General features: G+C 57.0%; 26 protein-coding genes and 3 pseudogenes. 14 read left to right on the top strand and 15 right to left on the bottom strand.

Annotation, left to right across the window (positions count from 1 at the left end):
* Positions 1 to 37 precede the first annotated feature (37 nt).
* The 6 genes from nifA to GGD46_RS31055 all read left to right on the top strand — a co-directional run bounded on the left by nifA (position 38) and on the right by GGD46_RS31055 (position 5,271).
* Positions 38 to 1,786 carry a nif-specific transcriptional activator NifA gene (gene nifA / locus GGD46_RS31080; RefSeq protein WP_004126033.1) on the top strand — a complete coding sequence of 583 codons (1,749 nt, stop codon included), beginning with the start codon at positions 38 to 40 and terminating at the stop codon, positions 1,784 to 1,786.
* Positions 1,787 to 2,018: 232 nt separating this feature from the next.
* A complete protein-coding gene (gene nifB / locus GGD46_RS31075; protein WP_004126030.1) occupies positions 2,019 to 3,500 on the top strand; it encodes a nitrogenase cofactor biosynthesis protein NifB in 1,482 nt (493 codons plus the stop codon).
* Positions 3,501 to 3,534: 34 nt separating this feature from the next.
* Positions 3,535 to 3,729, top strand: a complete 195-nt coding sequence (locus GGD46_RS31070; RefSeq protein ID WP_004126027.1) for a 4Fe-4S binding protein — start codon at positions 3,535 to 3,537, stop codon at positions 3,727 to 3,729.
* Between the two features lie 93 nt (positions 3,730 to 3,822).
* Positions 3,823 to 4,146 (top strand): nitrogen fixation protein NifZ, encoded by a 324-nt coding sequence (locus tag GGD46_RS31065; RefSeq protein WP_004126025.1) that lies wholly within the window; start codon positions 3,823 to 3,825, stop codon positions 4,144 to 4,146.
* Entirely contained in the window at positions 4,143 to 4,355 is a 213-nt protein-coding gene (gene nifT, locus GGD46_RS31060; RefSeq protein WP_004126022.1) for a putative nitrogen fixation protein NifT, read from the top strand. The genes GGD46_RS31065 and nifT overlap by 4 nt, the downstream gene beginning before the upstream one ends.
* Before the next feature lie 34 nt (positions 4,356 to 4,389).
* A complete protein-coding gene (locus tag GGD46_RS31055; protein ID WP_004126018.1) occupies positions 4,390 to 5,271 on the top strand; it encodes an SIR2 family NAD-dependent protein deacylase in 882 nt (293 codons plus the stop codon).
* A 198-nt stretch (positions 5,272 to 5,469) separates the two neighbouring features.
* On the opposite strand, the gene GGD46_RS34350 is transcribed toward GGD46_RS31055, so the two are convergent.
* Positions 5,470 to 5,598 carry a hypothetical protein gene (locus GGD46_RS34350; protein ID WP_276307846.1) on the bottom strand — a complete coding sequence of 43 codons (129 nt, stop codon included), beginning with the start codon at positions 5,596 to 5,598 and terminating at the stop codon, positions 5,470 to 5,472.
* A 289-nt stretch (positions 5,599 to 5,887) separates the two neighbouring features.
* Here GGD46_RS34350 and GGD46_RS31050 point away from each other — a divergent pair, with 289 nt between their 5' ends.
* The 4 genes and pseudogenes from GGD46_RS31050 to GGD46_RS31035 all read left to right on the top strand — a co-directional run bounded on the left by GGD46_RS31050 (position 5,888) and on the right by GGD46_RS31035 (position 7,955).
* Complete coding sequence (locus tag GGD46_RS31050; RefSeq protein WP_037136675.1) at positions 5,888 to 6,187, top strand: hypothetical protein; 300 nt, start codon at positions 5,888 to 5,890, stop codon at positions 6,185 to 6,187.
* A gap of 51 nt (positions 6,188 to 6,238) precedes the next feature.
* On the top strand, positions 6,239 to 6,739 hold the full coding sequence (locus tag GGD46_RS31045) for a hypothetical protein (protein ID WP_240535519.1): 501 nt from the start codon (positions 6,239 to 6,241) through the stop codon (positions 6,737 to 6,739).
* A gap of 425 nt (positions 6,740 to 7,164) precedes the next feature.
* Positions 7,165 to 7,494 (top strand): hypothetical protein, encoded by a 330-nt coding sequence (locus GGD46_RS31040; protein ID WP_240535518.1) that lies wholly within the window; start codon positions 7,165 to 7,167, stop codon positions 7,492 to 7,494.
* Between the two features lie 250 nt (positions 7,495 to 7,744).
* Positions 7,745 to 7,955 (top strand): annotated as a pseudogene (locus tag GGD46_RS31035) (CsbD family protein).
* A 492-nt stretch (positions 7,956 to 8,447) separates the two neighbouring features.
* Here GGD46_RS31035 and GGD46_RS31030 read toward each other — a convergent pair.
* Positions 8,448 to 8,621 carry a hypothetical protein gene (locus GGD46_RS31030; RefSeq protein WP_154660803.1) on the bottom strand — a complete coding sequence of 58 codons (174 nt, stop codon included), beginning with the start codon at positions 8,619 to 8,621 and terminating at the stop codon, positions 8,448 to 8,450.
* Between the two features lie 267 nt (positions 8,622 to 8,888).
* On the opposite strand from GGD46_RS31030, the gene GGD46_RS31025 reads away from it, so the two are divergent.
* The 3 genes from GGD46_RS31025 to GGD46_RS31015 all read left to right on the top strand — a co-directional run bounded on the left by GGD46_RS31025 (position 8,889) and on the right by GGD46_RS31015 (position 12,750).
* Positions 8,889 to 10,226: an ISNCY-like element ISRtr6 family transposase gene (locus tag GGD46_RS31025; protein ID WP_004126005.1), complete on the top strand. Its 1,338-nt coding sequence runs from the start codon at positions 8,889 to 8,891 to the stop codon at positions 10,224 to 10,226.
* A 334-nt stretch (positions 10,227 to 10,560) separates the two neighbouring features.
* The gene (locus GGD46_RS31020) at positions 10,561 to 11,898 is read left to right on the top strand and encodes an ISNCY-like element ISRtr6 family transposase (protein WP_004126005.1); all 1,338 of its coding nucleotides are present in this window, start codon (positions 10,561 to 10,563) and stop codon (positions 11,896 to 11,898) included.
* 597 nt (positions 11,899 to 12,495) lie between these two features.
* Positions 12,496 to 12,750 carry a DUF982 domain-containing protein gene (locus GGD46_RS31015; RefSeq protein ID WP_004126001.1) on the top strand — a complete coding sequence of 85 codons (255 nt, stop codon included), beginning with the start codon at positions 12,496 to 12,498 and terminating at the stop codon, positions 12,748 to 12,750.
* 50 nt (positions 12,751 to 12,800) lie between these two features.
* On the opposite strand, the gene GGD46_RS31010 is transcribed toward GGD46_RS31015, so the two are convergent.
* From GGD46_RS31010 to GGD46_RS30955, 13 genes and pseudogenes are all read right to left on the bottom strand, one after another.
* Positions 12,801 to 13,121: a hypothetical protein gene (locus GGD46_RS31010; RefSeq protein ID WP_004125998.1), complete on the bottom strand. Its 321-nt coding sequence runs from the start codon at positions 13,119 to 13,121 to the stop codon at positions 12,801 to 12,803.
* A gap of 144 nt (positions 13,122 to 13,265) precedes the next feature.
* Positions 13,266 to 15,163: pseudogene (gene cysC, locus GGD46_RS31005) on the bottom strand (adenylyl-sulfate kinase).
* Positions 15,163 to 16,062 (bottom strand): sulfate adenylyltransferase subunit CysD, encoded by a 900-nt coding sequence (cysD, locus tag GGD46_RS31000; protein WP_004125988.1) that lies wholly within the window; start codon positions 16,060 to 16,062, stop codon positions 15,163 to 15,165. Before cysD ends, cysC begins: the two are co-directional and overlap by 1 nt.
* A 5-nt stretch (positions 16,063 to 16,067) precedes the next feature.
* Complete coding sequence (locus GGD46_RS30995) at positions 16,068 to 16,817, bottom strand: sulfotransferase (protein WP_004125985.1); 750 nt, start codon at positions 16,815 to 16,817, stop codon at positions 16,068 to 16,070.
* A 112-nt stretch (positions 16,818 to 16,929) separates the two neighbouring features.
* A complete protein-coding gene (locus GGD46_RS34345; protein ID WP_331384342.1) occupies positions 16,930 to 17,127 on the bottom strand; it encodes an aldo/keto reductase in 198 nt (65 codons plus the stop codon).
* A 134-nt stretch (positions 17,128 to 17,261) separates the two neighbouring features.
* Positions 17,262 to 17,309 (bottom strand): annotated as a pseudogene (locus GGD46_RS34340) (aldo/keto reductase); the annotation flags it as partial.
* A gap of 92 nt (positions 17,310 to 17,401) precedes the next feature.
* The gene (locus GGD46_RS30985; RefSeq protein WP_004125979.1) at positions 17,402 to 18,187 is read right to left on the bottom strand and encodes an ABC transporter permease; all 786 of its coding nucleotides are present in this window, start codon (positions 18,185 to 18,187) and stop codon (positions 17,402 to 17,404) included.
* 3 nt (positions 18,188 to 18,190) lie between these two features.
* Positions 18,191 to 19,105 carry a nodulation factor ABC transporter ATP-binding protein NodI gene (gene nodI / locus GGD46_RS30980; protein ID WP_004125976.1) on the bottom strand — a complete coding sequence of 305 codons (915 nt, stop codon included), beginning with the start codon at positions 19,103 to 19,105 and terminating at the stop codon, positions 18,191 to 18,193.
* A complete protein-coding gene (gene nodU / locus GGD46_RS30975) occupies positions 19,093 to 20,820 on the bottom strand; it encodes a nodulation protein NodU (protein WP_004125972.1) in 1,728 nt (575 codons plus the stop codon). Before nodU ends, nodI begins: the two co-directional genes overlap by 13 nt.
* 35 nt (positions 20,821 to 20,855) lie before the next feature.
* Positions 20,856 to 21,572, bottom strand: coding sequence for a nodulation methyltransferase NodS (gene nodS / locus GGD46_RS30970; protein ID WP_004125970.1), 717 nt, complete (start codon positions 21,570 to 21,572; stop codon positions 20,856 to 20,858).
* Complete coding sequence (nodC, locus tag GGD46_RS30965; RefSeq protein WP_004125966.1) at positions 21,490 to 22,848, bottom strand: chitooligosaccharide synthase NodC; 1,359 nt, start codon at positions 22,846 to 22,848, stop codon at positions 21,490 to 21,492. The genes nodS and nodC overlap by 83 nt, the downstream gene beginning before the upstream one ends.
* A gap of 11 nt (positions 22,849 to 22,859) precedes the next feature.
* Complete coding sequence (nodB, locus tag GGD46_RS30960; protein ID WP_004125963.1) at positions 22,860 to 23,519, bottom strand: chitooligosaccharide deacetylase NodB; 660 nt, start codon at positions 23,517 to 23,519, stop codon at positions 22,860 to 22,862.
* Positions 23,516 to 24,106: a NodA family N-acyltransferase gene (locus tag GGD46_RS30955; protein ID WP_004125955.1), complete on the bottom strand. Its 591-nt coding sequence runs from the start codon at positions 24,104 to 24,106 to the stop codon at positions 23,516 to 23,518. The genes nodB and GGD46_RS30955 overlap by 4 nt, the downstream gene beginning before the upstream one ends.
* 327 nt (positions 24,107 to 24,433) lie before the next feature.
* Here GGD46_RS30955 and GGD46_RS30950 point away from each other — a divergent pair, with 327 nt between their 5' ends.
* A complete protein-coding gene (locus GGD46_RS30950; protein ID WP_004125953.1) occupies positions 24,434 to 25,360 on the top strand; it encodes a LysR family transcriptional regulator in 927 nt (308 codons plus the stop codon).
* Positions 25,361 to 25,749: the final 389 nt, after the last annotated feature.

Below are 25,749 nucleotides of genomic sequence, written 5' to 3'. Positions count from 1 at the left end.
GGAATGGGGGCATTCTACACAGCTAGGGGTGTTGAAAATGACCCGCATTCTACGCGATTGCGTCGATGAAGTTGGACCTTTGCCCGGGGTATCCAGCAAAACGCCTGAAGTCGGAATCTCCTGCAGCGGGATCTACGAAATATCGAAGCTCCTAACGGCCGCTGCCCCGCTGGAGATCACGCTTGTCAAGGTCGCCAATATCCTCCCCACGTTTTTGCGAATGCGTCATGGGGCAATCGTTATATGGGCGAGCGAAGGGGAGCCGGAAATTACCGCGTCGGCCGGCGTCGCCGATTCTCGTCAATCCGGCGCACGCCACACCATCCCACCGGCTGCAATGGATCAGATCGTGACGACCGGACAGCCGCTGGTGATAAGGGAGACCAGTAAATCCGAACTTTTTCGGGCTGACCCTCAGCCGTCTTTGAGCAGCGACACGATCCCCATCACATTTATCGGGGTTCCTTTGAGGGCTGCGCACAAACTGGTCGGGACGTTATGGATCGACCGCTTCAGGGACAGCGCCACTGAACTGCGTCACAACGAGGATATTCGCTTCCTTACCATGGTCGCCGATCTTATCGGCCAGACGATCGCGTTCCACCGAGCCCTGAGCACGTCCGGTCCGCAAATCATCCAGCTGCACCGGAAATCCGCCGAAGGGGGACGGAATGATCCGAGCCAAAACTCAAGAGCCAAAGTCGACTGGATCGTCGGAGAAAGCCCTGCAGTCAGGCGGGTGTTGGAAATCGTCTCTGCGGTGGCTATGACGAATACCACAGTGCTTCTGCGGGGTGAAAGCGGCACTGGCAAGGAATTTTTCGCACAGGCCATTCATGAGCTTTCCCCTCGCCGCAAGAAGTCTTTTGTCAAATTGAACTGCGCCGCACTGCCTGAAGGTGTCCTGGAATCGGAACTCTTCGGACATGAAAAGGGCGCTTTCACCGGTGCTGTATCGCAGCGCGCGGGGCGTTTCGAATTGGCAAATGGCGGAACGCTGCTCCTTGATGAAATTGGCGAAATTTCGCCTGCCTTTCAAGCCAAGCTTTTGCGCGTGCTGCAGGAAGGCGAGCTGGAGCGGGTTGGCGGAACCAAGACCCTCAAAGTCGACATCAGACTCGTATGCGCAACCAACAAGGACCTCGAGGCGGCTGTTGCAAATGGCGAGTTCAGAGCCGACCTTTACTATCGCATCAATGTCGTGCCGATCGTCTTGCCACCACTCAGAGAGCGGCCCGGAGACATTTCGCGCCTTTCAAAAGTCTTTCTCGACCGTTTCAACCGGGAGAACAATCGCGAGCACGCCTTCACGGCGCAGGCGCTAGACCTGATTTCGCAATGCTATTTTCCTGGGAACGTCCGCGAGCTGGAAAATTGCGTGCGTAGGACGGCGACGTTGGCGCGCTCGAAGACGATCGTTCCCTCGGATTTTGCGTGCCAGAACAACCAATGTCTTTCGGCTCGTCTTTGGAAAGGCGACGGCGGCGGCCGCGAGGGTAAGCCTATCGATGAGCTCACTCGGGGTGGAACAACGCCGGCAGTATCGCCGCTCTCTACCCAACCAGGCAGCGTCTCGCATCCCGAGGTAGCGCCCTTCAAGGCCTGCGACCCCAATGGTCCGGCTTGCCCAGCCCTATCACCGCGCCTCACAGAGCGGGACCGGCTGATCGAGGCAATGGAGAAAGTCGGATGGGTTCAGGCCAAAGCGGCTCGTATGCTCGGCCTCACGCCCCGTCAGGTCGGCTATGCTCTGCGCCGGCACAATATCGAGATGAAAAAGTTCTAAGCCTATGTCGTTCGTCAGGTCGGAAATGCGCTCTCGGCACTCTACGTGACAGAGGCGCGTCGCATTCGCGACGAGATCCATGTGCCGATTGTCATGAACGAACGAAATCGTGCGGGAGCAAGTGTATGCAATCCAACGCGAAACACTAAAACGCCGGACATAAGACAATCCCGGGCCCTGGCATAGGTCTTGCAGTTTGAACTGCAATCTTCACCAGCAACGGAATTGCTAGATGACCGCATCGATGATTTCGCTTGATCGCTCGGCCAGCGCCAAAACGTCCGACAATAGGCTGACCAATGCGAAGTCCGACAGCTGCAAATCCTCATCCTGCGGCTCAACCGCAAAACCGGATGACATGGATCCAGCGACATGGGAGAAGATAAAGGATCATCCCTGCTACTCGGAAGAAGCACACCACTATTTCGCGCGCATGCACGTCGCCGTCGCACCGGCTTGCAATATCCAGTGCAACTACTGCAATCGGAAATATGACTGCGCAAACGAAAGCCGGCCCGGTGTCGTCTCGGAAAAGCTGACGCCAGAGCAGGCGCTGCGCAAAGTTATTTCGGTCGCCAACGAAGTGCCGCAGCTTTCGGTCGTCGGAATCGCCGGTCCGGGCGATGCCTGTTACGACTGGAGGAGAACCAAGGCGACCTTCGAAAAAGTTGCCGCGGAAATTCCCGACGTCAAGCTGTGTATCTCCACCAACGGGCTAGCATTGCCAGATCATGTCGATGAGCTTGCACGCATGAATGTCGATCACGTGACCATCACAATCAACATGGTCGACCCGCAAATCGGCGCAAAGATATATCCCTGGGTCTTTTACAATCACCGGCGCTACACCGGCATCGAAGCCGCCGAAATCCTGCACAAGCGACAGATGTTGGGTTTGGAAATGCTGGCGGCGCGGGGCATCCTCGTCAAGGTCAATTCGGTCATGATACCCGGGGTCAATGACGAGCACCTGATCGAGGTGAACAGATGGGTGAAAGAGCGCGGCGCGTTCTTGCATAATGTGATGCCCCTGATTTCGGACCCAGCGCACGGCACTTACTATGGCCTGACCGGACAGCGCGCTCCGCGGGCAATCGAATTGAAGGCGCTTCAAGGTCGTCTCGAAAAAGGCGCCAAGCTGATGCGTCATTGTCGGCAATGCCGGGCCGATGCCGTCGGTCTGCTCGGCGAGGATCGTGGCAAAGAATTCACGCTCGACCACATTCCCGATGCAGTCTCGTACGACGAGCGCAATCGCGAGGCATACCGGGAAGTAGTGGCGCGGGAGAGAGGCAATCACGCAGCAGCCAAGAGCGAGGCGATCGAAATGGTCAAAGCAGCCGGCCCCGACGGGTCGCTTCACGTCGCGGTGGCGACCAAGGGCGGCGGCCGCATAAACGAACATTTCGGCCATGCGAAAGAGTTCCAGATTTATGAAGCCTCTCCGAGAGGAATCGCCTTCGTGGGGCATCGCAAGGTCGAGCAATATTGCCGCGGCGGTTGGGGTGACGACGCTACACTCGACGGTGTGATAGTTGCGCTCGAGGGGATCGACATCGTGCTCTGCGCAAAGATCGGAGATTGCCCTAAAAAGCGGTTGGCGGACGCGGGCATTCGAGCAGTGGACTCTTATACCTATGAGTACATCGAAACCGCCATCAGCATGGTTTATGCCACCGAGTTTGGAGTCGACCTGCTGACAGGGACGGCGTGAATTTTTTTTAGTTTAACCTCCTCAGGAGTTGAAAATGGCCTTCAAGATCATCGCATCCCAATGCACCCAGTGCGGAGCCTGCGAGTTCGAATGTCCATCAGGTGCGATAGAACTGAAGGGCGAGAACTACGTGATCGATCCGAAGAAGTGCACAGAATGCGAGGGAGCTTTCGAGACGCAGCAATGCGCATCGGTATGTCCGGTACCGAAGACCTGCGTTCCAGCCTGATCGCCTGTTCGCTGGCCGCCGAAGGCAATATCTCGTCCAAAGGTTTGACCTCCGCGGTTAAGCCGAGCAGTCTCAAGAAAGTGAGGCACCACCGTGGGCATAGGACGCGAACAAGAAGTGGAAATCGGCTGTTCACCGCAATTTCTACCAGGCGAGCGGGTTCGTGCCACGCGCCACATAAAGAATGACGGCACCTATCCCGGCAAAGACGTTGGCGAAAACCTGGTGCGAAAGGGCGATGAGGGTTATGTGCGCGACATCGGCACCTTTCTCCAGCAGTTCTATATCTATGCGGTCGAATGGGTGGATCGCGGCACCATCGTCGGCATGCGCGCGCGTGAACTGACGAGCCTCGACAAAGCCGCAGCAAGCATTGCCGAAACGACTACCAGCGCCAGGGAAGGAATAGCCCCGTGAAAGTGATGATCCGCAGAACCGGAACCGGCTTATCGGCATATGTTTCCAAGAAGGATCTCGAAGAGCCGATCATTGCTATGGAAAATGAAAATCTATGGGGCGGCTGCGTGCTGCTTAGGAATGGATGGAGGCTAGCCCTGCCCGATCTGCCAAAGGACACGCGCCTGCCCATTACGGTCGAGGCAAAGAAGATATCTGAGGAGGACTAAACGCTGCTAACGAACGACAAAAAGCGACAGCGGCATGCCCGTGCTTCCTAAATCCGATCATCTTTTGGTCTGCCGGGGCGATTACGCCGAAAAGCAACTTTATTTGCTGAAGGAAGCGCTCGCCGCAGACGCAATAATCCCATATCTCGGTCCCGGGCTTCTCCGGCAAAGTTCGGCGGCACCGCCTGTACCTGATGGTCCAGAAGGCGTTGCAGCAGCTCTTAACACACGGGCGACAGCACCTTCCAAGATACGCAGCAACATGTGGTCGGTCGCACAGTTTATCGAGCAGCGCAGGCATCGTCGGACGCTTCAAGCCTGGATGGCGGAGATATTCGCCTCATCCGCGCCGCTGACCGGCCTCCATGCCTGGCTTGCAACGCTGCCACTCTCGCTCATCATCGACAGCTGGTACGACGGGACGATGCGCGCGGCTCTCGTGGCGAATGGCCGAACAGACGTGGTCGAGATACAAGGCGTTACGCGGGCAAATGAGAACCGCGATATATGGACGAGAACCTACGATTTGTCCGGAAAGGAACTCAGGCCCGGTCCGGCAGCAAAAACGGTGTTGTATACGCCTCATGGAAGCGTTCGGCCCGCTGCTAATTTTCTCGTGTCAGATGCGGACTATGTCGAAGTTCTGACAGAGATCGATATCCAGACGCCGATCCCCGAAGCCGTCAAAGCACGGCGCACCAACCGCGGCTTTTTCTTTCTGGGCTGCCGCTTCGACGATCAGATGTTGCGCATCTTTGCCCGCCAGATCATGAAGCGCTCCAACGGCCCACACTTCGCTGTGATTGATGCCAAAACCATGACCAAGAACGAACGCCGCTTCTGCACGGAATGCGGCATCACCCTGATTGACCTGCCGATTGGTGAAGTTGCGGCTGCTCTTGTCAATCCGGCATAGCCGCAAGCGTGAGCCAGGGAGCGCTTCGCAGCGGCACCGATCGCTTGCTCAAACTGAGAGCGAGTGACGAAGAGCGTGATTTATGGGCACGAGAGACTGCACCATCATTGTTGGGACGACGGCTAGAATCCCCAAAATCAACATCCCGACAACCGTCTTGGCCAGGCCCGAGCGTTAGGTCAGGCGGGGGCTTAATCGCTACACGAAGAACTTACAGCAAAGCGCAATGGCAAAAACCCCAAACGGCCATGCAATGACTAGCATGGCGCTGGCCCACTCCTGCTCGACGGGCGGCAGATTTTCTTTGTCGTTTGCCGCTGATTTCATGGTCCCCTCCACGATTAAGCTCAAATCCTATCAGGCATTTTAGCCTTGTCGCATCAAAGATGATGTCAGCGCGTCACACGGCCGGCATCTCCTAAATCACCTCCATCATTCCACCTTTCCGGGCCCGCCTTGCGTGGGCTTTTATGGGTGCGGCGACGATATCGTTAGCCGTCTGGAGGCCCGCGGTTTCGTCCCCAGAGATTGTATCGACAATATCGAATATTTTTGGATTACCGAACACGGTCTCGAAGCATATAAGGCTACAGCCACATCCCTCGGAGACGCCCAAATGATCGACGAGACGAGAGAATACCTACTGGATCACCGCGGCAAGCTGTTGTTCCAGATCGAGCGGGCGAAGCACCACCTTGCCGGTCTTGAAGCTGACGAGATCAAGATTATCAACAGCAGGGCGTCCCTGCCGGCGGCCGATATCGCCAGTATCACCGGGGACTTGGCCGAGCACCTGAGAAGCGAGATCGAGGCGCTCTGTTGGGCGATCGACCACATTGACCATGAGCTGGAATATCTGCACGGCGACGATGAATTTGAGCCGTTCACAGGGCGCCACGCTCGCACGCATAGTTGACTCGACTCTTAGATCATTCCCGATAATCATTGCGGTAATTGGGGGATTGCTATGCATCACGCCGTCGTCGTTGCCGCACTGTCGCTCATCATGGTCCCTTCTGCCTTTGCGGCCAGCGACAACGATCTGACGCTCGCGATAACCATGAGCAAAGGAAATCCACCGTCTTTTAACGGGATAACCAACCTGGTGGACGGCACATTGATCTCATTCACAGTCAGGGGTGATTTGCCAGGTTGCATCCAGCGATGTGGCTACGAGGGCGATGCCAGGACGGAAGGTGGCCGGTTCCATGTGGAGATCATCTCAGATCGATACCTTGAAGACGATAGCTATACCATTGATGTGGTCACAACTGATCAAAGCCGTCGCCTCAAGTTTCCGACGTTGGACCCGACCGACAACAACCACATGATTAGATGGACAGCTCGCCTCGAGGTCGACGCCGACGAGTCCAAGATTGTGCCCGGAACGGCTCGGCTTCTTCCATTCTTATACGATGCCAAATACTTGCGAGATGAATCCGATCACGGACATCAACCAACCCAATGAACTGCGCGCAATATTAGCGCAACTTCACCGCAACGCCTCGTGGTCAGGAACCTTTGCTGCAGCTAAAGGTTACGTCCCAGAGGAGTACTCAGATGAGCAACGACATCAACAAGCGTGCCCCAGATCTCAGAACGACACCGGTACGTCGCCAACCTTGGATGCCATGGGTTGTCATTCTCGGGATTATTGTAGTCGCAGCTCTCGCCTGGGCTTTCTGGCCCCACACCAGCACGACAAATCCCAACGCCCCAGCCCAGACGACAACGACACAGCCGACCACCACAACGCCGCCCGCGAAAACGCCCGCTCAGCAGTAAAGTGGCGGCGCCGAGAAGATGCTCAAAGAAATGATGCCTCAGGTTGCGAGAATGTTGCCTGGAGTGTAAACGTGCGTTGTATACTCATGCACGATCGGAGAGCAGCGGATGGTTTCGGATTCTCCCGAGATGGGGTCACCGGTATCCAGCCCGGCGGAGCGGCATGATGAGGATGGTTCGACGTTTTCCCAATATATTCGAAACCATGAGGCAATCTTTGGTCTGCGTGACCTAGAGATTTGTCAGCTTGCTTTCGAGCAGATTTTCTCAAGATTGAACCTAATGAAAGATGTAAATGAAGCCCAGCGACTGGCACCAATCGTTGTCACTCTTTATAAGCAAGGCATTCATGACGAACGCCACCTCGCCAGACTTGCTGGTGCATGGCCACTTTTAGCGAACCCCTTCTTGGTAAAATACTTTGCCATTGATCCGTAGTCGGACGATTGGGGCAAGAAGCCCTTGATTATGAAATTTCCAGATAGCGAAGCGATAGGAAGCATTGGCAGAATCTATCGTTCAGGGCTTGATTCCACTTCTGCATGCTTGAAAAAAAGCGGAGGCCTAACCCCAGCTTCCGCGCGCTCGCTTTGCCCAGCTTCGCGCGGCGGCCCCTCCAACTATTTGGCGAACAAAGATAGCCGATCTACATTACCGCTGCAGGGACAACCCTTACGATGAGAACATCATGGATGGGAATAGAGTTGAAGGAAATTGGAAGCAGATCAAGGGCAAGGTGAAAGAGCAGTGGGGACAGCTCACGGATGACGACCTTGGATCTAATCGACGGACGCCGAGATCAGCTCGAAGGCAAGATCCAAGAACAACGCTACGGCTTGGAAAAAGATCGGGCGCGGCGCGACATCGACGATTGGTACAATCGACAGACCTGGGAGTAACAGGCCGCGTTGTACCATCGGACTGCATGACAACGGTATTTCGTACAGCAATGCCCAAGCACACCCACAAAAAGCCCCTATCCGAATAGGGATAGGGGCAGAGTTTCCATCAAGTGCTCGTTTCAATTACGGTCGTGGGCACGGCCGACTGTTGAATTAGAACATGGTAATGTCATCAATGATATACGCCCTTTGAGGAGGCACTCCTCGACAAATTTCCTTGTATAATCGACCGTATTGTAGATCGGCGGTGACCTGCCACTCTGCGGTCTATGACAACAAACCTTAAAGACTTGTCGGTTTGCCTGCGTTGGGCGGCTTCATCCTCGCGGGTTCTGGCGCCACCGGTCTTGATGATGTCCTCGCGCCGACGGGCGAAGTTTTCCGCGGCGGAATGGAGGTATTGCGGCATGCTGCTTCCGAATGCCTTCGGCCCGACCCTTACGGGCTACGCGATATCCGTCTCCATCGCCTCGATCAGGCGCTCCAAAATCATCTCTCCCAGGAGTTACGCCATTCATTGCATCCGTTCACGACGTACATGGCGTCACGCCAGATCGTTGCCGGCTCGTCCTTCTTGAAATAATCGATGATCCATTGGGTAGCGTGCAGCATGCCGGTAAGCTCGATGACATTGTTCGCGGTCTCACCGAAGCCTGCGGACAATGCAGCGATTTCCCGGCCGTCCTTGTAGACGACGACCTAACCGCCGCTTCCAGGATTCGGTTCGCAGGCCCCATCACGCCGAATGGTATTCGAATGGGCTATTAAGTTCTGCCTGGCGACTCTAGCTAGTTTCCGTCCACGAACATCAAGTTATTGATATTATTAAGTGAATCTGAATTTTGCGCAAGCAAGGCCCGGCGGTTTCAGGTATACTTTGGGCTCATGCCACTGATTCCGAAGCACAATCTGCAACCGCCGGAGCCGACAATGCGCCAGGAACGCACCGTCCAAGCCAGTATATTCGATCTTTTCGCCACGCACGAGATCGGCCACGAACTGAAGTCGATGTCGCAGTGGCTGGACGAGCACCACGATCTGTTTGGCTTGGTGGGGCGGGATCTGGGTCGGCACGGCGTCAAGGCCACCGGACGGCAAGGGCTGCCGGCCGAGGCAGTGCTGCGTTGCGCATTGCTCAAGCAATACCGGCAGCTGAGCTACCAGGAACTGGCGTTCCATCTCGAGGACTCCGCGTCGTTTCGGGCCTTTGCGCGCCTGCCGTGGTCATGGAGCCCGCAAAAGTCAGTGCTGCAAAAGACGATCAGCGCGATCCGACCCGAGACCTGGGAAGTGATCAATCGGGCGCTGCTGTCGAGCGCTCGGCAGGCGAAGCTGGAAGACGGCACGGTCGTGCGGCTGGACAGTACAGTGACCTCGGCACTCATGCACGAACCGAGCGACAGCAGCCTGCTGTGGGATGCCGTGCGGGTCATGGTGCGCCTGCTGAAGAAGGCAGATACCTTGGTCGGCGCCGGCCTGGCATGGCGCGATCATTGCCGCGCGGCCAAGAAGCGTGCCCGCGAGATCCAGTTCACACGCGGTCAGCCCAATCGGGTCCGGCTCTACCGTGAGCTGATCGCGATCGCCTGCGCGACCTTGGCATACCTGAAGCAGGCAACCGAGCGACTGGCAGCGGCGAGCAATCCGCTCGTCCAACTCTGGCAGGCCCAGGTTTGCCGCTATCGACCGCTGATCGAACGCATCATCAAACAGAGCGAGCGGCGAGTACTGGCGGGCGAGAAGCTGCCGGCGGGCGAGAAGCTGGTAAGCCTGTTCGAACCCCATGCCGATATCATCGTCAAAGGTAGCCGCGAGACCGAATACGGCCACAAGCTCAACCTGACCACCGGCAGAAGCGGCATGATCCTCGATCTGGTGATCGAGGCAGGTAATCCGCCCGACAGCGAGCGGCTGCTGCCGATGCTGGAGCGCCACATCGCCGTCTATGGAAACGCGCCGCGGCAGGCGGCGGCCGACGGCGGCTTTGCCAGTCGCGGCAACCTGGCCACAGCCAAGACCTGGGGCGTTCGCGACATGGCATTCCACAAGAAAGCTGGCCTCAAGGTCGAGGACATGGTCAGAAGCAATTGGGTCTATCGCAAGTTGCGCAACTTCCGCGCCGGTATCGAAGCCGGAATATCATGCCTCAAGCGTGCCTACGGCCTGGCACGCTGCACCTGGCGGGGCCTTGACCACTTCAAGACCTACGTCTGGTCCTCCGTCGTGGCTTACAACCTCGTCCTCTTCATCCGCCTCAAACCGACCTGAACTCCGACCAGCTTTTAGAATTGCGCCGTCGCTACAATGCCGGCCTCGTGGCGTACGCCTCAGCGCCGCCAACTGTATACTGCCCAATCACAAGCGTTCATGATCCTGTCCGTCGCCCCAAAACCACTCTCACCGCAAAGGACAAACCCTTGTAAACGCGCTTAAATACGCCTGTTTGTGGACGGAAACTAGCTAGTTTCCGTCCACGAACATCAACTTATTGATATTATTAAGTGAATCTGAATTTTGCGCAAGCAAGGCCCGGCGGTTTCAGGTATACTTTGGGCTCATGCCACTGATTCCGAAGCACAATCTGCAACCGCCGGAGCCGACAATGCGCCAGGAACGCACCGTCCAAGCCAGTATATTCGATCTTTTCGCCACGCACGAGATCGGCCACGAACTGAAGTCGATGTCGCAGTGGCTGGACGAGCACCACGATCTGTTTGGCTTGGTGGGGCGGGATCTGGGTCGGCACGGCGTCAAGGCCACCGGACGGCAAGGGCTGCCGGCCGAGGCAGTGCTGCGTTGCGCATTGCTCAAGCAATACCGGCAGCTGAGCTACCAGGAACTGGCGTTCCATCTCGAGGACTCCGCGTCGTTTCGGGCCTTTGCGCGCCTGCCGTGGTCATGGAGCCCGCAAAAGTCAGTGCTGCAAAAGACGATCAGCGCGATCCGACCCGAGACCTGGGAAGTGATCAATCGGGCGCTGCTGTCGAGCGCTCGGCAGGCGAAGCTGGAAGACGGCACGGTCGTGCGGCTGGACAGTACAGTGACCTCGGCACTCATGCACGAACCGAGCGACAGCAGCCTGCTGTGGGATGCCGTGCGGGTCATGGTGCGCCTGCTGAAGAAGGCAGATACCTTGGTCGGCGCCGGCCTGGCATGGCGCGATCATTGCCGCGCGGCCAAGAAGCGTGCCCGCGAGATCCAGTTCACACGCGGTCAGCCCAATCGGGTCCGGCTCTACCGTGAGCTGATCGCGATCGCCTGCGCGACCTTGGCATACCTGAAGCAGGCAACCGAGCGACTGGCAGCGGCGAGCAATCCGCTCGTCCAACTCTGGCAGGCCCAGGTTTGCCGCTATCGACCGCTGATCGAACGCATCATCAAACAGAGCGAGCGGCGAGTACTGGCGGGCGAGAAGCTGCCGGCGGGCGAGAAGCTGGTAAGCCTGTTCGAACCCCATGCCGATATCATCGTCAAAGGTAGCCGCGAGACCGAATACGGCCACAAGCTCAACCTGACCACCGGCAGAAGCGGCATGATCCTCGATCTGGTGATCGAGGCAGGTAATCCGCCCGACAGCGAGCGGCTGCTGCCGATGCTGGAGCGCCACATCGCCGTCTATGGAAACGCGCCGCGGCAGGCGGCGGCCGACGGCGGCTTTGCCAGTCGCGGCAACCTGGCCACAGCCAAGACCTGGGGCGTTCGCGACATGGCATTCCACAAGAAAGCTGGCCTCAAGGTCGAGGACATGGTCAGAAGCAATTGGGTCTATCGCAAGTTGCGCAACTTCCGCGCCGGTATCGAAGCCGGAATATCATGCCTCAAGCGTGCCTACGGCCTGGCACGCTGCACCTGGCGGGGCCTTGACCACTTCAAGACCTACGTCTGGTCCTCCGTCGTGGCTTACAACCTCGTCCTCTTCATCCGCCTCAAACCGACCTGAACTCCGACCAGCTTTTAGAATTGCGCCGTCGCTACAATGCCGGCCTCGTGGCGTACGCCTCAGCGCCGCCAACTGTATACTGCCCAATCACAAGCGTTCATGATCCTGTCCGTCGCCCCAAAACCACTCTCACCGCAAAGGACAAACCCTTGTAAACGCGCTTAAATACGCCTGTTTGTGGACGGAAACTAGCTACGGGGAGCCCTGGGCGCTTTGCGGCGGACCGAGCATGGCGGGCGGATGATGAATTTCCGCGCTCGTCGTTCTTGCGGAACCGACTGCCGCCTTCTAGATCATGAACAATGTCGACGCCATGTCGGATCCCTGCGAACGGAACTTGACGCGGCTGCCAATCAACTGTTGCGCATGAAAGCCGCCTCTCGATCAGTCTTGAAAGCCTGACGTCGGCGCCAAGGCCTCGCAGATAGTCGCGTAGCGGACAAAAAGAGATTCTGGAAACACGTAGGCGATAAGCGAACCCTGCATGTGCGAGGGGTACCCGAATGCGAATACAGGATCTTTCGAAGATGAGCATCACGCCGCCCTCCTTGGAACCAAGCATCTGATCGCCAGTTTTGATTGCGGAGGAATAATGCCATGACCACACAATGGTGGGATAAAACTCTGATGCTGGAAACGAGACAGGCCGGCAGAGCGGTCGCGATCAACAGCGCCGAGCGCGCTGCCGATTTCCTGCTCAACGAATGGCCGGCAGAGAATACCGGCGAAGCCTATGAAGACGCCAAGAGAGCGGTTCTTGCAGCCCATGAGGGCAGAATAACTGCCGAAGAAGTGCGAGAGGCGATCATTAAGGCGGCCCGAGAGGATGGGGTCTTTGTGTACGGCCGGTGAGGTCATGCCTGCCTCCCGAATATATGTGGGAGGCAGCGATAGGTTTTTCTTCAGCGTCTTCGCGTCTTCCCCTCTGCGCGCGCTGCGAACTTATCAACGCGCCGATACATCTCCTTTTCGATAGTCTTGCCCGTATCGACTCGTATGGCGAAGAACCGATCGCGTAAGGCGAGCGCATCAGCTTCCGACTTGCAATCAGCGATGATGTGAGATCGGGGAAGCCTCTCCCCTTCCTCCACGTACCGGCAGGAGCCAAATGCAACGAAGGTTTTTGGCATAACCTTCTGGACCTGCAGGACGAAGAAGATTTCCTCGCTGCGATGAGTGTCCATCCAGTATTTGAAGGTGTATTCTCGGTAGGCTGCCGTCATATGGTCCGTAAAGCTGGTGAAACGCCAGCACCCGCTGGCCTGGCCGGCTACTCTTCTCAGCGAAGCAGCTGCAGGAGATTTTCGGCCCTCCCCTGTTGACAGGCTCTCAGTTGCTAAAATTCCTGTCTGCACTGGGCCAGTGAGCTATTTCTCCTCCATTCGGCTTCGAAGGAACTCTTCTATCTGAAGCGCTAACCTCGCTGGCTCCTGGCCCATGGTTTTGAGGTGAAGTTCCGGATTCTCCGGAGCCTCATAGGGAGACGAGACGCCGGTGAAATTGGCAATGTTTCCGGCAAAGGCCTTCTTATAAAGCCCTTTCGGATCTCGGCGCGCACATTCGTCTAAAGGCGTGTCAACAAAGATTTCGATGAACTCGCCTTCGCCCATGAGCTCGCGCGCCATACGCCGCTCGTCTCGGAAGGGCGAGATGAAGGAGCAAATTACGATCAGCCCTGCGTCCGCCATCAACTTGGCGACCTCAGCGACGCGGCGTATGTTCTCGACCCGATCAACTGCGGTAAAGCCAAGGTCACGATTAAGCCCGTGGCGTACGTTATCTCCGTCCAATAGATAGGTATGCTTGCCGCAAGTATGCAGAAGCGCTTCGAGTGCATTGGCGATCGTCGACTTGCCCGAACCGGACAGACCGGTGAGCCAAAGGACAGCAGGCTTTTGGTTCTTGAGAGCCGACCGCGCGGCCTTGTCGACGTCGAGCGCCTGCCAATGAACGTTGTCGGCACGACGAAGCGGGAAATCAATCATGCCGGCGCCGACGGTCGCGCTGCTTACCCTATCGACGATGATGAAATTGCCGGTTGACCTATTTTCCTTGTAGGCGTCAAAGACGATCGGTCGTTGCGTCATGATGTTGCAGACGCCCACCTCGTTCATCTGAAGCAGTTTGGCCGGTTCGCGAACGAAGCTGTCGACATTTAGTTGGTGCTTGAGCACAGTCACCGTGGCGCTGACACTGTCCGTCTCCGTCCGCAAGAGATAGCTTCGTCCGGGGAGCATCGGATTGGCATCGAACCAAATAAGATGCGCCTGAAATTGGTCCGAGACAAAAGGTCTTGAGGCGGGGTCAACCAGCATGTCGCCCCTCGAGACATCTACCTCGTCGGCAAGAACCAAGGTTACCGGTTCCCCTTCTGCGGCAGATATCTGGTTGCCATCAGGGGCAATGATCGCCCTGACCGACGATCGCAGACCTGATTTTGCAACGATCACCGGATCGCCGACCGCAATTTTTCCGGATGCGATCCGGCCCGCGTAGCTCGAAAATCCGCATTCGGCCGCATGACGAGCTGAACAGGAAAACGAAAGGGTTCTTGCCTGTCAGGTGCGTCGAGTTCCACCGTTTCCAGATATTCAAGAAGCGGGGAGCCTTGATACCAGGGTAATTTCCCCGATTTCGAAACAACATTGTCTCCGAAGCGGGCGGACATCGGAATGGCCATTACGCTGGCAAAACCCAGCTTCGCCGAGAAGCGCACGTATTCGGCCACAATGGCATCAAATATCGGCTCGCTGAAATCGATGAGATCGATCTTGTTCACAGCCAGGACGACATGGCGAATGCCGAGAAGCGAGGCGAGATAGGAATGCCTGCGTGTTTGCTGGAGTATGCCTTGGCGGCTGTCGACGAGGATGACGGCAAGGTCGGCAGTTGATGCGCCCGTCGCCATGTTGCGCGTATATTCGAAGTGGCCTGGCGTGTCGGCAACGATGAACTTGCGCTTCGACGTGGAGAAATAGCGATAGGCAACATCTATGGTGATGCCCTGTTCGCGCTCCGCCTCAAGGCCGTCGAGCACCAGAGAGAAATCGATTTCCTCGCCATTGCCGCCGCGGATGCCCCCGTGGCGAAGGTCTGCCAATTGGTCTTCGAAGACCAGTTGCGCATCGCAGAGCAGTCGCCCGATCAAGGTCGATTTGCCGTCATCGACCGAACCGCAGGTAATGAATCGAAGAACCGGTCCTTTGTCCTCTTGGACCAGATGCTCTTCCATGTCATGCGGCGATATCGAAAAAGGATATGGCATCAGAAGTACCCTTCCCGCTTCTTCTTCTCCATTGCGCCGGCCTCGTCGAAATCGATCAGCCGGCTCTGTCTTTCGGAGGTGCGTGCCTCCACGATCTCGCGCAGGATTTCCGGCACCGTCTCCGCACTGGATTCGATCGCGCCCGTCAAAGGGTAGCAGCCGAGCGTACGGAAACGGATCATGCGCTGCGTGACCGTTTCGTCGGGCTCAAGCGGCATGCGCTCGTCATCGACCATGATCATCCCCGCACCGCGCTGAACGACGGGCCGCGGCGCCGCGAAATAGAGTGGCACGACCGGGATGTTTTCCTTTTGGTTGTATTCCCAGACGTCGAGTTCCGTCCAGTTGGAAAGCGGAAAGACGCGCATCGTTTCGCCTGCGCTGACACGCGTATTGTAGGTTCTCCACATCTCCGGACGCTGGCGTTTCGGATCCCAAGCATGCTGTGCGTTGCGAATGGAAAAGATCCGCTCTTTGGCTCGCGATTTTTCCTCCTCGCGGCGTGCGCCTGCGAGCGCAGCATCGAAACTGAATTTGTCCAACGCCTGGCGCAGCGCCATGGTCTTCATCATGTGCGTGTGCACGTTGGAGCCGTCTCGAAACGGGCTGATACCCTGATCGATGCCATCCTGATTGACGTGGACAATCAATTTCAGGTCCATTTCCCGCATCATGCGGTCGCGGAAATCGATCATCTCCCGAAACTTCCACCGGGTGTCCACATGAAGAAAGGGAAAGGGCGGTTTTCCCGGGAAGAACGCCTTCATTGCGAGATGCAATAAAACGGAGGAGTCCTTTCCGATGGAATAGAGCACTACCGGATTGGAAAAGGTCGCAGCGACCTCCCGAATGATATGGATGGCTTCGGATTCGAGGTATCGCAGATTGTCGAAAGACATCTCATTTATCCTTGCGGAGCCGATGCGTCGTCAAGCTCGAAGAACTTCGCGTAGGGGCCGCCTGCAAAGTGCCGCCGTAGCTCTACAAAATTCCGCAGCGAGCGAGCGAGCGAGCGTGTTTCCTGCCGTTGAATGGTGGCGCGATTGGAAAACCGATGCGCGGGAGCTCCCAGGAAGGCCAAAACGGCTGCCAGGCATGCGCTCGGTTTAAGAAGAAGATCCTGGTATTCGATCATCAGCAGTTTGCTCGGATCAAACGCATCCTTGACCCGCGCATGGAAATCGTCGGCAGCTTTGAAATAGGCTTCGCATTCGTTCACTGACAGCGAGACACTTGGGGGCTCATTACGGTCCGGGCTGAATTTCAGCCACTGACCCGTTTGCCTTGCCTGCACCAGCGATCGTAGGGATTCCAATGTATTGCGAGTAAGCAAAATGACTTTGAGGCCTTGCCAGCGAGCCAATTCGTCGAAAAAGCCTGGACGCTCATAAAATTGAGGCTCGTTAATTTTACAGCCGACATGCGTCACCTTCTTCTTGGCTGGTGGATAGCGCATGTAGGCGAGCTCGAGAAGCTCGCGATCGCTGTGCCTCAGGCGATCCTTATCGGGCCAATTTTCATCATAGCTGTTGAGCAACTCACCGTTGCTCAAGATATTTGGATGATCGTTCAGCAACGCTTCGAGATAGTGCGTCCCAGTTCGCGGCATCGCAAGGATTACAAATGGCTCCGGCGACGGTAGGGAATGGATCATTGCGCATGTTTCCAACTGTTATTGATCACAAAGGTGGGGATGGCGCCCGCACAAGAACTTCGCCGTTGCGCCGACGAGCGTAAGGGCTCTCCGGCTGGTTCTTTACGCCAGGCTATTGAAAGACGTTCGTACTGCGGTCTGGCCAGTGCAGCTGAAACAGATCGGTATGATCCGTCTGCAGCCTTTGAAGGCTGGCATCGACTGCTTCGAAAAGGTTTGCGCGCGTGTAGCTGACGCGGCCGTCCAGGATATAGGGCAGGTTTGCTTTGGCTGGCCGGACGGGACCGACCGCTTTGGTCGAAAGCACCACATCCTGCCTGCGGCCGGTTTTGCGCAGCCAACTGTCGATATAGCGCGCCGAGAGACCGTCGTCCCGACGCGCGGTGGTACAGGATACATCTCCGCCGTGTCGACAAAGTTTACGCCTACATCGAGAGCCGCCCCGAGTTGCGCGCGTGCCTCGGCTTCCGTGTTCTGCTCTCCCCAGCCCATCGTACCCAAGCCGAACGCGCTTACTTTCAGGCCGCTGCGGCCGAGTCCGCGATACTGCATTTCATCACTCCGTTTCGTAAGCGGTCACGGCTTCAGGGCATCAGACGGCGCCGCAGAAGCGTTGCCGAAAGGAAGAACGGCAATGCCGCGTAAAGGCAGAGCGCACCGACATGCAGGCCGACGCTTTCCGCCGGCCGGCCGAGCATTGCTGGACGAATGAGGTCGATCGCATGTGCGAGCGGCAGCAACTGCGCCATTTCCTGAAATCCGCCCGGCAGTTGCGCGACCGGAAAGACCGCGCCGCAGAGGAACAACATCGGCGTGAGGACGAGCGTCTGGTAGAAAATGAAATAGTCGTAACTGGGTGCGAGTGCCACGACGACCATGGCCACGCTCGCGAATGCAAACCCTGTTAGCGCAATAACCGGCAGCACGCAGGGGATCGACGTCCACGCCGCATAGCCGAGCATAGTGGCGACGATCAAAATTCCCGTCCCGGCCAGAAACGCCTTGGTGGCCGCCCATGCCAATTCGCCGAGAATGACATCGCCGAGCGTCAGTTGTGTGTATAGGATTGCTTCCCAGCGGTGAGATTGCATGCGAGCGAAAGCCGCATAAATCGTTTCGAAGGTAGCAGATGTCATGGAACTTGCCGCAACCATGCCGCCCGTCAGAAACGCGATATATGGAGCCCCGTCCACGCGACCGACCATTATGCCGAGGCCGTAACCGAGACCGAACAGGTAGATCATGGGATCGGCGAGATTCCCGAGTATCGACGCAAGCGCAACCTTCTTCCATGCCAGATAGTTGCGGCGCCAAACCGCAATCCAGTTCCAAGCGTTAGCCGGCAGCGTTGTCGCATAACCTTCACCCATCATTCATTTCTCCATCTCGCGCCCGGTCAGCCGCAAAAAAACATCCTCCAGATTCGGTGGCCGCTGCAAAAGACGCAGGCCCGTTCGCCCGCGCAGTTGCGCCAAGACCGGCTCCGGATCGGACGCGTAACAAAAGAGCGTCTCGCCGCTCACCTCGAACCGTTGCGCATATGGCCGGATCGCTGAATGCAGTTCATGCGGATTGCCGCCGTATATTTCGATCACCTGGCAGCCGATCTGCTCGTCGACAAGCGCATGCGGGCGGCCCTCGGCGATGATGCGTCCCTTCTCGATGACGCACAGGCGATCGCACAAACGCTCAGCTTCTTCCATGAAGTGGGTGGTCAAGATAATTGTCTTGCCGCGCGCCAGAAGTGCCCGCAGGCGCTCCCAGATCAAGTGGCGCGCATGCGGATCAAGGCCCGTCGTCGGCTCATCCATGACAAGCAGCTGCGGGTCGTTGATCAGCGCACGCGCCAGTGTCAGGCGCCGCTTCATGCCGCCGGACAGCTCGGAAACGCGTGCATGCGCCTTGCTCTCAAGGCGCGCGAACTCGAGCAGTGACGGGATAACCTTTTCGACCTCGCGTGTGCTCATGCCGAAATAGCGTCCGAACACCACAAGATTTTCGCGCACAGTGAATTCGGCGTCGAGGTTGTCGAACTGAGGGACGACGCCGATGCGCCTGCGTGCCAAGCGGGCGCGCGCCGGCACGGGTACACCGAGCACGCTGATCTTGCCGGAATCAGGAAGAGTCATGCCGAGAACCATTCGCGCGATTGTGCTTTTTCCCGCGCCGTTCGGCCCGAGCAGGCCAAAGCATTCTCCCGCTCCAACGGAAAACGACAGCCCGTCGACGACGGTCCTTTCGCCGTAAGACTTCGTGACACCGGCAAGTTCGATTGCTACCGTGGACATGTGCTCATCTTCATGTTGTCTGCGACGCCAACTGGCGCCAATTCGGCGACCCGCTCCTTGGTGAAGAGCACGCCGTTGCACCATACATGGTCGATGCGTCCCCATTCGCAGGCTGCGGCAGCATCCGGGAAGAAGCCCCGTCCATGGAGGTTGGCACTCGTGTTGCAAAGCAGCGGAATGCCTGTGAGTTTTTCATACTCGATGAGGAGTTCGGTAACTGCGTGTTCAGAGCTCCTGGAAATGGTTTGCAAACGTGCAGATCCGTCGAGATGGACGACAGCGGGAATCTTGTCCTTCCACTCCGGGCGCGTCTGGTGGTCGAACAGCATGTAGGGATCGGGCGTTCCGGGACTGAATATATCCGGCGCGAGGTCCTCCAGGCATATTGGCGCCACCGGCCGGAAGTGTTCGCGAAATTTGACTTCGTTGAGATAGTCTTTCATTTGCGGCGACGTCGCGGCTGCGAGAATGCTTCTGCCTCCGAGCGCCCGGGGTCCGAGCTCGGCGCGCCCGGCAAGAAAGACAACGGGCTTATTGCTGGCGAGGATCGTGGCGAGTTCTAATATGCTGCACGGGGCAGCCTCCCATCCGGGCGGCGCATCGCCGTTTTTCAAAGCCGGGCCGCTGTAGACCGACCACTCCAGCGGCACAAAGCCTTCATGCGCCGCCATGGCGCTGCAGGCGGCACCGATTGCAGAACCACTGTCGTTCGGAAATGGCGGAACCCAGACGGCATCGAACAGGCCCGTCTCGCGCAGTGCACTGTTCCATTTGATGTTGAGACCACAGCCGCCGGCTATGCATAAATTACGCGGCCCTGGCAGTGAGTGGCGCTGCATGGCAAGCGCCATTTCACGGACTAAGAGAAGCTCCAGGAAAGAATGGAATGATGCAAGCACGTTTTCGGGCGCCTTATCCTCCAATCGGACCACGCTGGCATCGAAGAAGTCATGTACGGCTATAAGGGAAGATTCAGCGTCGTTGATGTTTGCGCGATAGCGACAGGCTCGCTCGGCATCGCCTGAAAAGTGCTCCTCGTAGAGCTCTTCGAACACCGCGACGATGTCTTCATCAATCGAGCTAAGCGCGATATAGGCCATCAGCTTGCCGGCGACACCGAGGTCCCAGCCCGCGCGGCTTGGCTGCTTATATGGCCCGAAGTAATGGCCCGCGGCAGCGTAAGCTTGCCCTATCATCGGGAATAAGGACTCAAGGAACCGCGCTCCGTGGCCATCGACGTGATAGAGGCGCGGGAAGATGCAGCCACCCCATACCAGGCAGAACGCGGCTTCACCAGCCTTGGCGAATGGACTGGTGCAGTATGCGGAGGCCACATGGCCGGTAACATGCGGATAGCTCTTATAAGAAAGAACCCGGTCGTCGAGAATAAGGCCGGAGCCGTCGAGCGAATCGAGAAGACCGTCGGGGTGGCGTTCAACGTAGGGCGCCCCCGTGAGAGTGACGGGAGCCGCGCCGCTGAGGACCTGGAAACGCGACTCGATCTCACCATCCCATCCGTCGATGACGAACTGATCGACGTCGCTTGGATTAAGACCGTGTTCCGCCAACGCGGTGACAATTGCGTCGAGATTGTCGATGGTTTGGTATCGGCGATTGTTGTCTTGCTTCTCCTGCTCAATGCAGAAGACTAGCCGTCCGTCCTCGATAAGGGCGATCGCCCCGTCATGGGTCAGCTTTATACCACAGATGCGCATAGTGTCTCCATGTCTAAGCTCGAAACTTCAATTGATTAGGAAGAGGAAACCGGATTGCGGAAACGGACGAGCAAGCAGTCTTCGTTGTCCGAGTCCCCCTGTAACTCAAGACGCTCTACCTCGACCAACATTTCGGTGAGAATGGCAATGACCGTCTCAGCGCCGGTAACATGACCCCAGCGCTGGCAGTTCGCATCGCGAGCCGAGCCGAAGACCAGATGCCCGCCCGGCGCAAGCATGCGAAGCAGGTTCCCAACTGCCATTCGCATCTCGGCAATGTCTCCGAGGTAATAAAGAACTTCTGCAACCACGATCAGATCGAAAAGCTCTTCAGAGGAAAACTGTTGTACGTCTGAGACAACCCAGCTGATATGTGCCGGCTTGTTCATGCGCCGGCGTGTTCGATCAATCGCTTCTGGCACGACATCGATAACGGTGAGGCGCTGGCAATGGGGCGCCAGTTTTTCCGTGAAGGCGCCGGCCGCACACCCGACTTCGAGTGCATTTGCGATGGGCCCCTGGGCAAGCGACAGCAGGAGCATTTGCGCGTGACGCTTGCGTTCGAACGGATTTCCGTCGAGGCGCCACGGATCATCTGCAGCCAGTTCGCGATTTAAAAGTTGATAATTGTCGTGCGTTTTCAAGCCGTCTACCTTGATAGAGCGATCATTACTGGTCGGTGCAAATGCCGTCATATGCCATCGATCTGGTAGCATCTCTCGCAAGATTGTGCCGGCGAAGCGGAGCTTCATTTTCTTGCGATTCTCTCGGGCTTGATGCAGCAACCGGGTCTTGGATGGCGTCCAGCTTTCCACCCTTGCCTGTTGCCTTGGCAGCAGAGCCGCGCGACAGCCAATCGCTATTGCTCAACGTACAGAGCGCGTAGGCCTTCAAGGGCAGCAGGAAAAAGATGTTGATGAAGGTATGCAGGGAGAAGCCGATAAATCGAAATTGGCGAGCACGAACCGCTGCGACGCTGCAGCGGATCATGGTCATCGATGCGATCATCAGGCATGTCCACCAGGGCACGGTCCCGGTGAGCGCGAACTGCGCTAGTCCGGTTAGCACCGATAGGGCGAGCAAGAGCGGTCCGAGGTTCTGACCAATGACGTCCAACGTGAGAAAACGGTCAAGACCAGGCAGAAGGTTCATTGCAAGCAACGTGTCACGGAAAGTGCTGCGTGCCCAGCGAAGTTGTTGACGCAGATAAGGGCGCAGCTTGTTTGGAACAACAGTTGCCGCGATGGCGGTTGGAACATATTCGGTTCGAAATCCGGCCTTCAACATGAGAATCGTAAGATGACGATCTTCGCCGAAATCGCTTCGCTTTCCCCGGAACATTTGCGTTTCGTACTGGTCGAGTAGCATGGTAAGCGCAGTCCGGCGGTACATGGCGCATGGGCCACAGCAGCACATGACAGCACCGAAACGAGCCTGTGCCGCGCGCTCCTCATTACAGGCCAGCCAGTATTCCATGTCGATCAAACGGGTCAACCAGGTCTCGTGGCGGTTGCTGGCGGCAAGCTGGCCCATAGCCGCGCCAATTGCCGGATCTTGCATCTTGAGTGCAAGTTTCACGACGACGTCTGGGGCGAGAATGGTGTCGGAGTCGACGTTGAGGACCAAATCCCCAGAGGAACGGCGTATCGCTGCTATCTGCGCCTTGCGCTTTCCAACATTCTCCCTGAGCAGAATGAATGTGAATCTTGGATCGCGTGCAAACGCCGTGTGGACGGGCGTGATGGCGTCGCGATTGCTGGAACCGTCATCAACCACATAGACATTCAAATCCCCAGCGTATTCTTGCTGCGCGATGGACTCCAGGCAGTCCCAGAGTGTGCCCGGATCCTCATTGAAGGAGGGTATGATGACATCGACGCTCGGCCATTGCGCCGAAGCAATGGGCTCTGCAGAGGTCGATGGCTCCTCGATTGGCCGAGCATAAACGACCTGCATGCTTTTATAAGCCGTCGAGAGCATCGCATAAAGCGAGATAGCGGCAGTGCTGGTTGCGTCGAGCAGATTCATGAATATCGCTTTCAGTGATGTTGAGGAAGCGAGCGGATTAAAAATCCGCGGTCGCGCACGACTGGGATGATGCGAGAGAGTGCCATGATGGTATGACGGCGCAGACTGCTATCTACGCTCGGCTTCGCCTCGCTTGGAGGGCATCCGTCGTGCAACAGAACGATTGCCCCGGGACGGATAGAGGCGAGCACTGCATCGACAATGGCATCGACGCCAGGACGAGACCAGTCTCGCGGGTCCACAGACCAATGGACGGCCGCCAGCCCTGCGCTCGCCGACACGGAAAGAACGTCTTGGGTCCAGCTCCCGTAGGGAGCGCGCATATATTGCACCGACGCCTGCGGGCATGCAGTCTTGATAGCCCTGCTCGCCTCAGATATCTCATGTTCTATTTCGCCGGGACCGCAATTGGACAGGTCCGGATGGGTCATCGTGTGATTGGCGACCTTGTGCCCTTCGGCGATCATTCGTTGGATGAGTTTCGGCCGCTCGGCTGCGTAAGTTCCGATAACGAAGAAGGTTGCGGGCGCCTGATGTTGCGCCAGCACGTCTAGAATCTCAGGCGTACAGAAGGGATGAGGTCCGTCGTCAAATGTCAGATAGATGCTCGGCCGGTCGGTGGCGTCATCGCACGCATTGGGCATTTCGTATAAGCAATCGAGTTGCGTCATAGCTCTGGCCCGTTCCGATCGATTACCGTGCCGGCAGGCCAATCGGAGATGGATCTTCCAATCGGCAGGACGATGACAAGCGCGTCGTCAATGCGTGTGGGCGGCTTGTCGAGGCGCGCCTCCGGTAGAGTGGACGACACACGAATCCCCGATAAGATCGTTACCGGACCGTAACGGCCGAACCTTTCGATATGCTTTTGCAATGCGGGCCGAACGGTGCCGAAAGCAAATGGAACGGCGAGTTCGCGCAATACAGGAAGCATGGCGTGAACTGAATGCCCGATCCCCAATCCCTCGAGATCCGGACGTACGCCATATAGTCCGAGCTCACCCACCAACTGATCAATTGCGCCAATTTTAATAAATCGGCGCAGCAAGCCCAGATGAGCCGCGACACCATTAGCATCATAGGCGATGAGACGAAGTTCGGGCCTTGCTCCCGCCCAGCTTCGACTGCCCTCGAATGGTTTTGCATTAAAGGGCCCGGTTGGCCCATAGGTCATCCGAAAGAAGTCGGCGAGCTCGATATGCTCGGCGAGTTCCAACTCGTTTTCCCAGCACAGTCTCCACCGCACCTTTGAGCGCATGCAAAGACCTCCTTTTTCCTGCTGTAGTTCTGAGGGAAACATCGTGTGATTGCAGCAACTGCTCGTCTACCCACGTCATACGCCCCAGGCGGTCGCAACGGCATACAATCGTTATAGTAGAACCTTTCTATTTCGCTCGCGTCTGAGATGATCAACTCTCTGAATACTTCCGACCGTCGTCGGTCGTTCGTAAGCTTACGCCGATGTACTCGTCTGCTAATCGACATACTTGTCAGGTTATCGACATTTTCCTCATGCACCATCATGCCGAATCGGTAAAATTGATTGTTTGGATGGCAACCATCCACATCTTGAATGAAGGAAAAGATGCGCTTCAAAGGACTGGACTTAAATCTTCTCGTCGCGCTCGACGCATTGATGACCGAGCGTAACCTGACGGCCGCGGCACGCAGCATCAATCTCAGCCAGCCTGCGATGAGCGCTGCTGTGGGCCGATTGCGTGTCTATTTCGAGGATGAACTGTTTACGATGAATGGTCGCGAACTTGTCCTGACGCCGCGTGCGAAGGGCCTTGTTTCGGCCGTACGTGAAGCCTTACTCCATATCCAGCTTTCGATCATTTCCTGGGAGCCGTTTGATCCCTTTCAGTCGGATCGCCGTTTCAGGATCATTCTTTCCGATTTCCTCACACTCGTGTTTATGGAAAAGGTCGTGAAGCGTGCTGCGCGGGAAGCCCCAGGCGTGAGCTTCGAATTCCTGCCCCTCGCCGATGATTACGACGAGCTTTTGCGCCGTGGCGAAGTCGATTTTATCATTCTCCCGGACGTGTTCATGCCAACTGGACATCCTCGAGCGAAACTGTTTGAGGAAAGGCTCGTATGCGTGGGCTGTGGCAGGAACCAAGAGCTATCACAGCCGCTTACATTCGACAGATACATGTCCATGGGGCACGTCGCGGCCAAATTCGGGAATTCACGAAGACCATCAATCGAAGAATGGTATTTGCTCGAACACGGTTTTAAGAGACGTATCGAGGTCGTCGTGCAGGGCTTCAGCATGATCCTGCCCGTTCTGTCCAATACCAATCGCATAGCGACCGTGCCGTTGCGACTGGCGCAACATTTCGCAGAAGTTTTGCCCCTTCGGATCATGGACCTTCCACTGCCGCTTCCCCCATTCACAGAGGCCGTTCAATGGCCTGCGCTTCAAAACAGTGATCCGGCGAGCCTATGGATGCGCGGGATTTTATTACAGGAAGCATCGCGCCTTGCCCTCCCGTCGGCAGAGCATTGAGTGGATGCCAGCAATGTTGCTGGAGCCCATCTCATGCGGATACTCGCAAGATCGGCTTAGAGTTTATAGGGAAGAGAGGCCATCGAAGCACCTGGCTTTCAACGGATCTGGCAAGTCGGCGAACGGTGCAAGGCAGATTGGCAGGAATGTCTTTGATGCCGTCGATAGAACGCCAGTTTAAAATAACAATGTGTGTGAACTTGTACCGCCAGCAGGTAAACATTCTGGCCAGCGGTAATGTGCTTGGTGGTGCAAAAGGGGTGGAATACACGCATATCGAAAAGTACCGGTACGGATCATGTCCCAGGACGTGGTGTAGCTTAGACGACCACGGCTCATCCCAGAGGGTCGGATGAGTATCAGCTTGCTGCTGGCAGGCTGATGAGCGG

The organism is Martinezella lusitana, from assembly GCF_014207095.1.
Taxonomy (GTDB): domain Bacteria; phylum Pseudomonadota; class Alphaproteobacteria; order Rhizobiales; family Rhizobiaceae; genus Rhizobium; species Rhizobium lusitanum_B.
Note: the sequence above shows the minus strand (reverse complement) of the source record. Positions and strands in the feature narration are given on the sequence as shown.

Coding starts and splice junctions, on each gene's coding strand:
- nifA (WP_004126033.1), top strand. CDS start 38: ATGACCCGCATTCTACGCGATTGCGTCGATGAAGTTGGACCTTTGCCC.
- nifB (WP_004126030.1), top strand. CDS start 2,019: ATGACCGCATCGATGATTTCGCTTGATCGCTCGGCCAGCGCCAAAACG.
- GGD46_RS31070 (WP_004126027.1), top strand. CDS start 3,535: ATGGCCTTCAAGATCATCGCATCCCAATGCACCCAGTGCGGAGCCTGC.
- GGD46_RS31055 (WP_004126018.1), top strand. CDS start 4,390: ATGCCCGTGCTTCCTAAATCCGATCATCTTTTGGTCTGCCGGGGCGAT.
- GGD46_RS34350 (WP_276307846.1), bottom strand. CDS start 5,598: ATGAAATCAGCGGCAAACGACAAAGAAAATCTGCCGCCCGTCGAGCAG.
- GGD46_RS31050 (WP_037136675.1), top strand. CDS start 5,888: ATGATCGACGAGACGAGAGAATACCTACTGGATCACCGCGGCAAGCTG.
- GGD46_RS31045 (WP_240535519.1), top strand. CDS start 6,239: ATGCATCACGCCGTCGTCGTTGCCGCACTGTCGCTCATCATGGTCCCT.
- GGD46_RS31040 (WP_240535518.1), top strand. CDS start 7,165: ATGGTTTCGGATTCTCCCGAGATGGGGTCACCGGTATCCAGCCCGGCG.
- GGD46_RS31025 (WP_004126005.1), top strand. CDS start 8,889: ATGCGCCAGGAACGCACCGTCCAAGCCAGTATATTCGATCTTTTCGCC.
- GGD46_RS31020 (WP_004126005.1), top strand. CDS start 10,561: ATGCGCCAGGAACGCACCGTCCAAGCCAGTATATTCGATCTTTTCGCC.
- GGD46_RS31015 (WP_004126001.1), top strand. CDS start 12,496: ATGACCACACAATGGTGGGATAAAACTCTGATGCTGGAAACGAGACAG.
- GGD46_RS31010 (WP_004125998.1), bottom strand. CDS start 13,121: ATGACGGCAGCCTACCGAGAATACACCTTCAAATACTGGATGGACACT.
- cysD (WP_004125988.1), bottom strand. CDS start 16,062: ATGTCTTTCGACAATCTGCGATACCTCGAATCCGAAGCCATCCATATC.
- GGD46_RS30995 (WP_004125985.1), bottom strand. CDS start 16,817: ATGATCCATTCCCTACCGTCGCCGGAGCCATTTGTAATCCTTGCGATG.
- GGD46_RS30985 (WP_004125979.1), bottom strand. CDS start 18,187: ATGGGTGAAGGTTATGCGACAACGCTGCCGGCTAACGCTTGGAACTGG.
- nodI (WP_004125976.1), bottom strand. CDS start 19,105: ATGTCCACGGTAGCAATCGAACTTGCCGGTGTCACGAAGTCTTACGGC.
- nodU (WP_004125972.1), bottom strand. CDS start 20,820: ATGCGCATCTGTGGTATAAAGCTGACCCATGACGGGGCGATCGCCCTT.
- nodS (WP_004125970.1), bottom strand. CDS start 21,572: ATGAAGCTCCGCTTCGCCGGCACAATCTTGCGAGAGATGCTACCAGAT.
- nodC (WP_004125966.1), bottom strand. CDS start 22,848: ATGAATCTGCTCGACGCAACCAGCACTGCCGCTATCTCGCTTTATGCG.
- nodB (WP_004125963.1), bottom strand. CDS start 23,519: ATGACGCAACTCGATTGCTTATACGAAATGCCCAATGCGTGCGATGAC.
- GGD46_RS30955 (WP_004125955.1), bottom strand. CDS start 24,106: ATGCGCTCAAAGGTGCGGTGGAGACTGTGCTGGGAAAACGAGTTGGAA.
- GGD46_RS30950 (WP_004125953.1), top strand. CDS start 24,434: ATGCGCTTCAAAGGACTGGACTTAAATCTTCTCGTCGCGCTCGACGCA.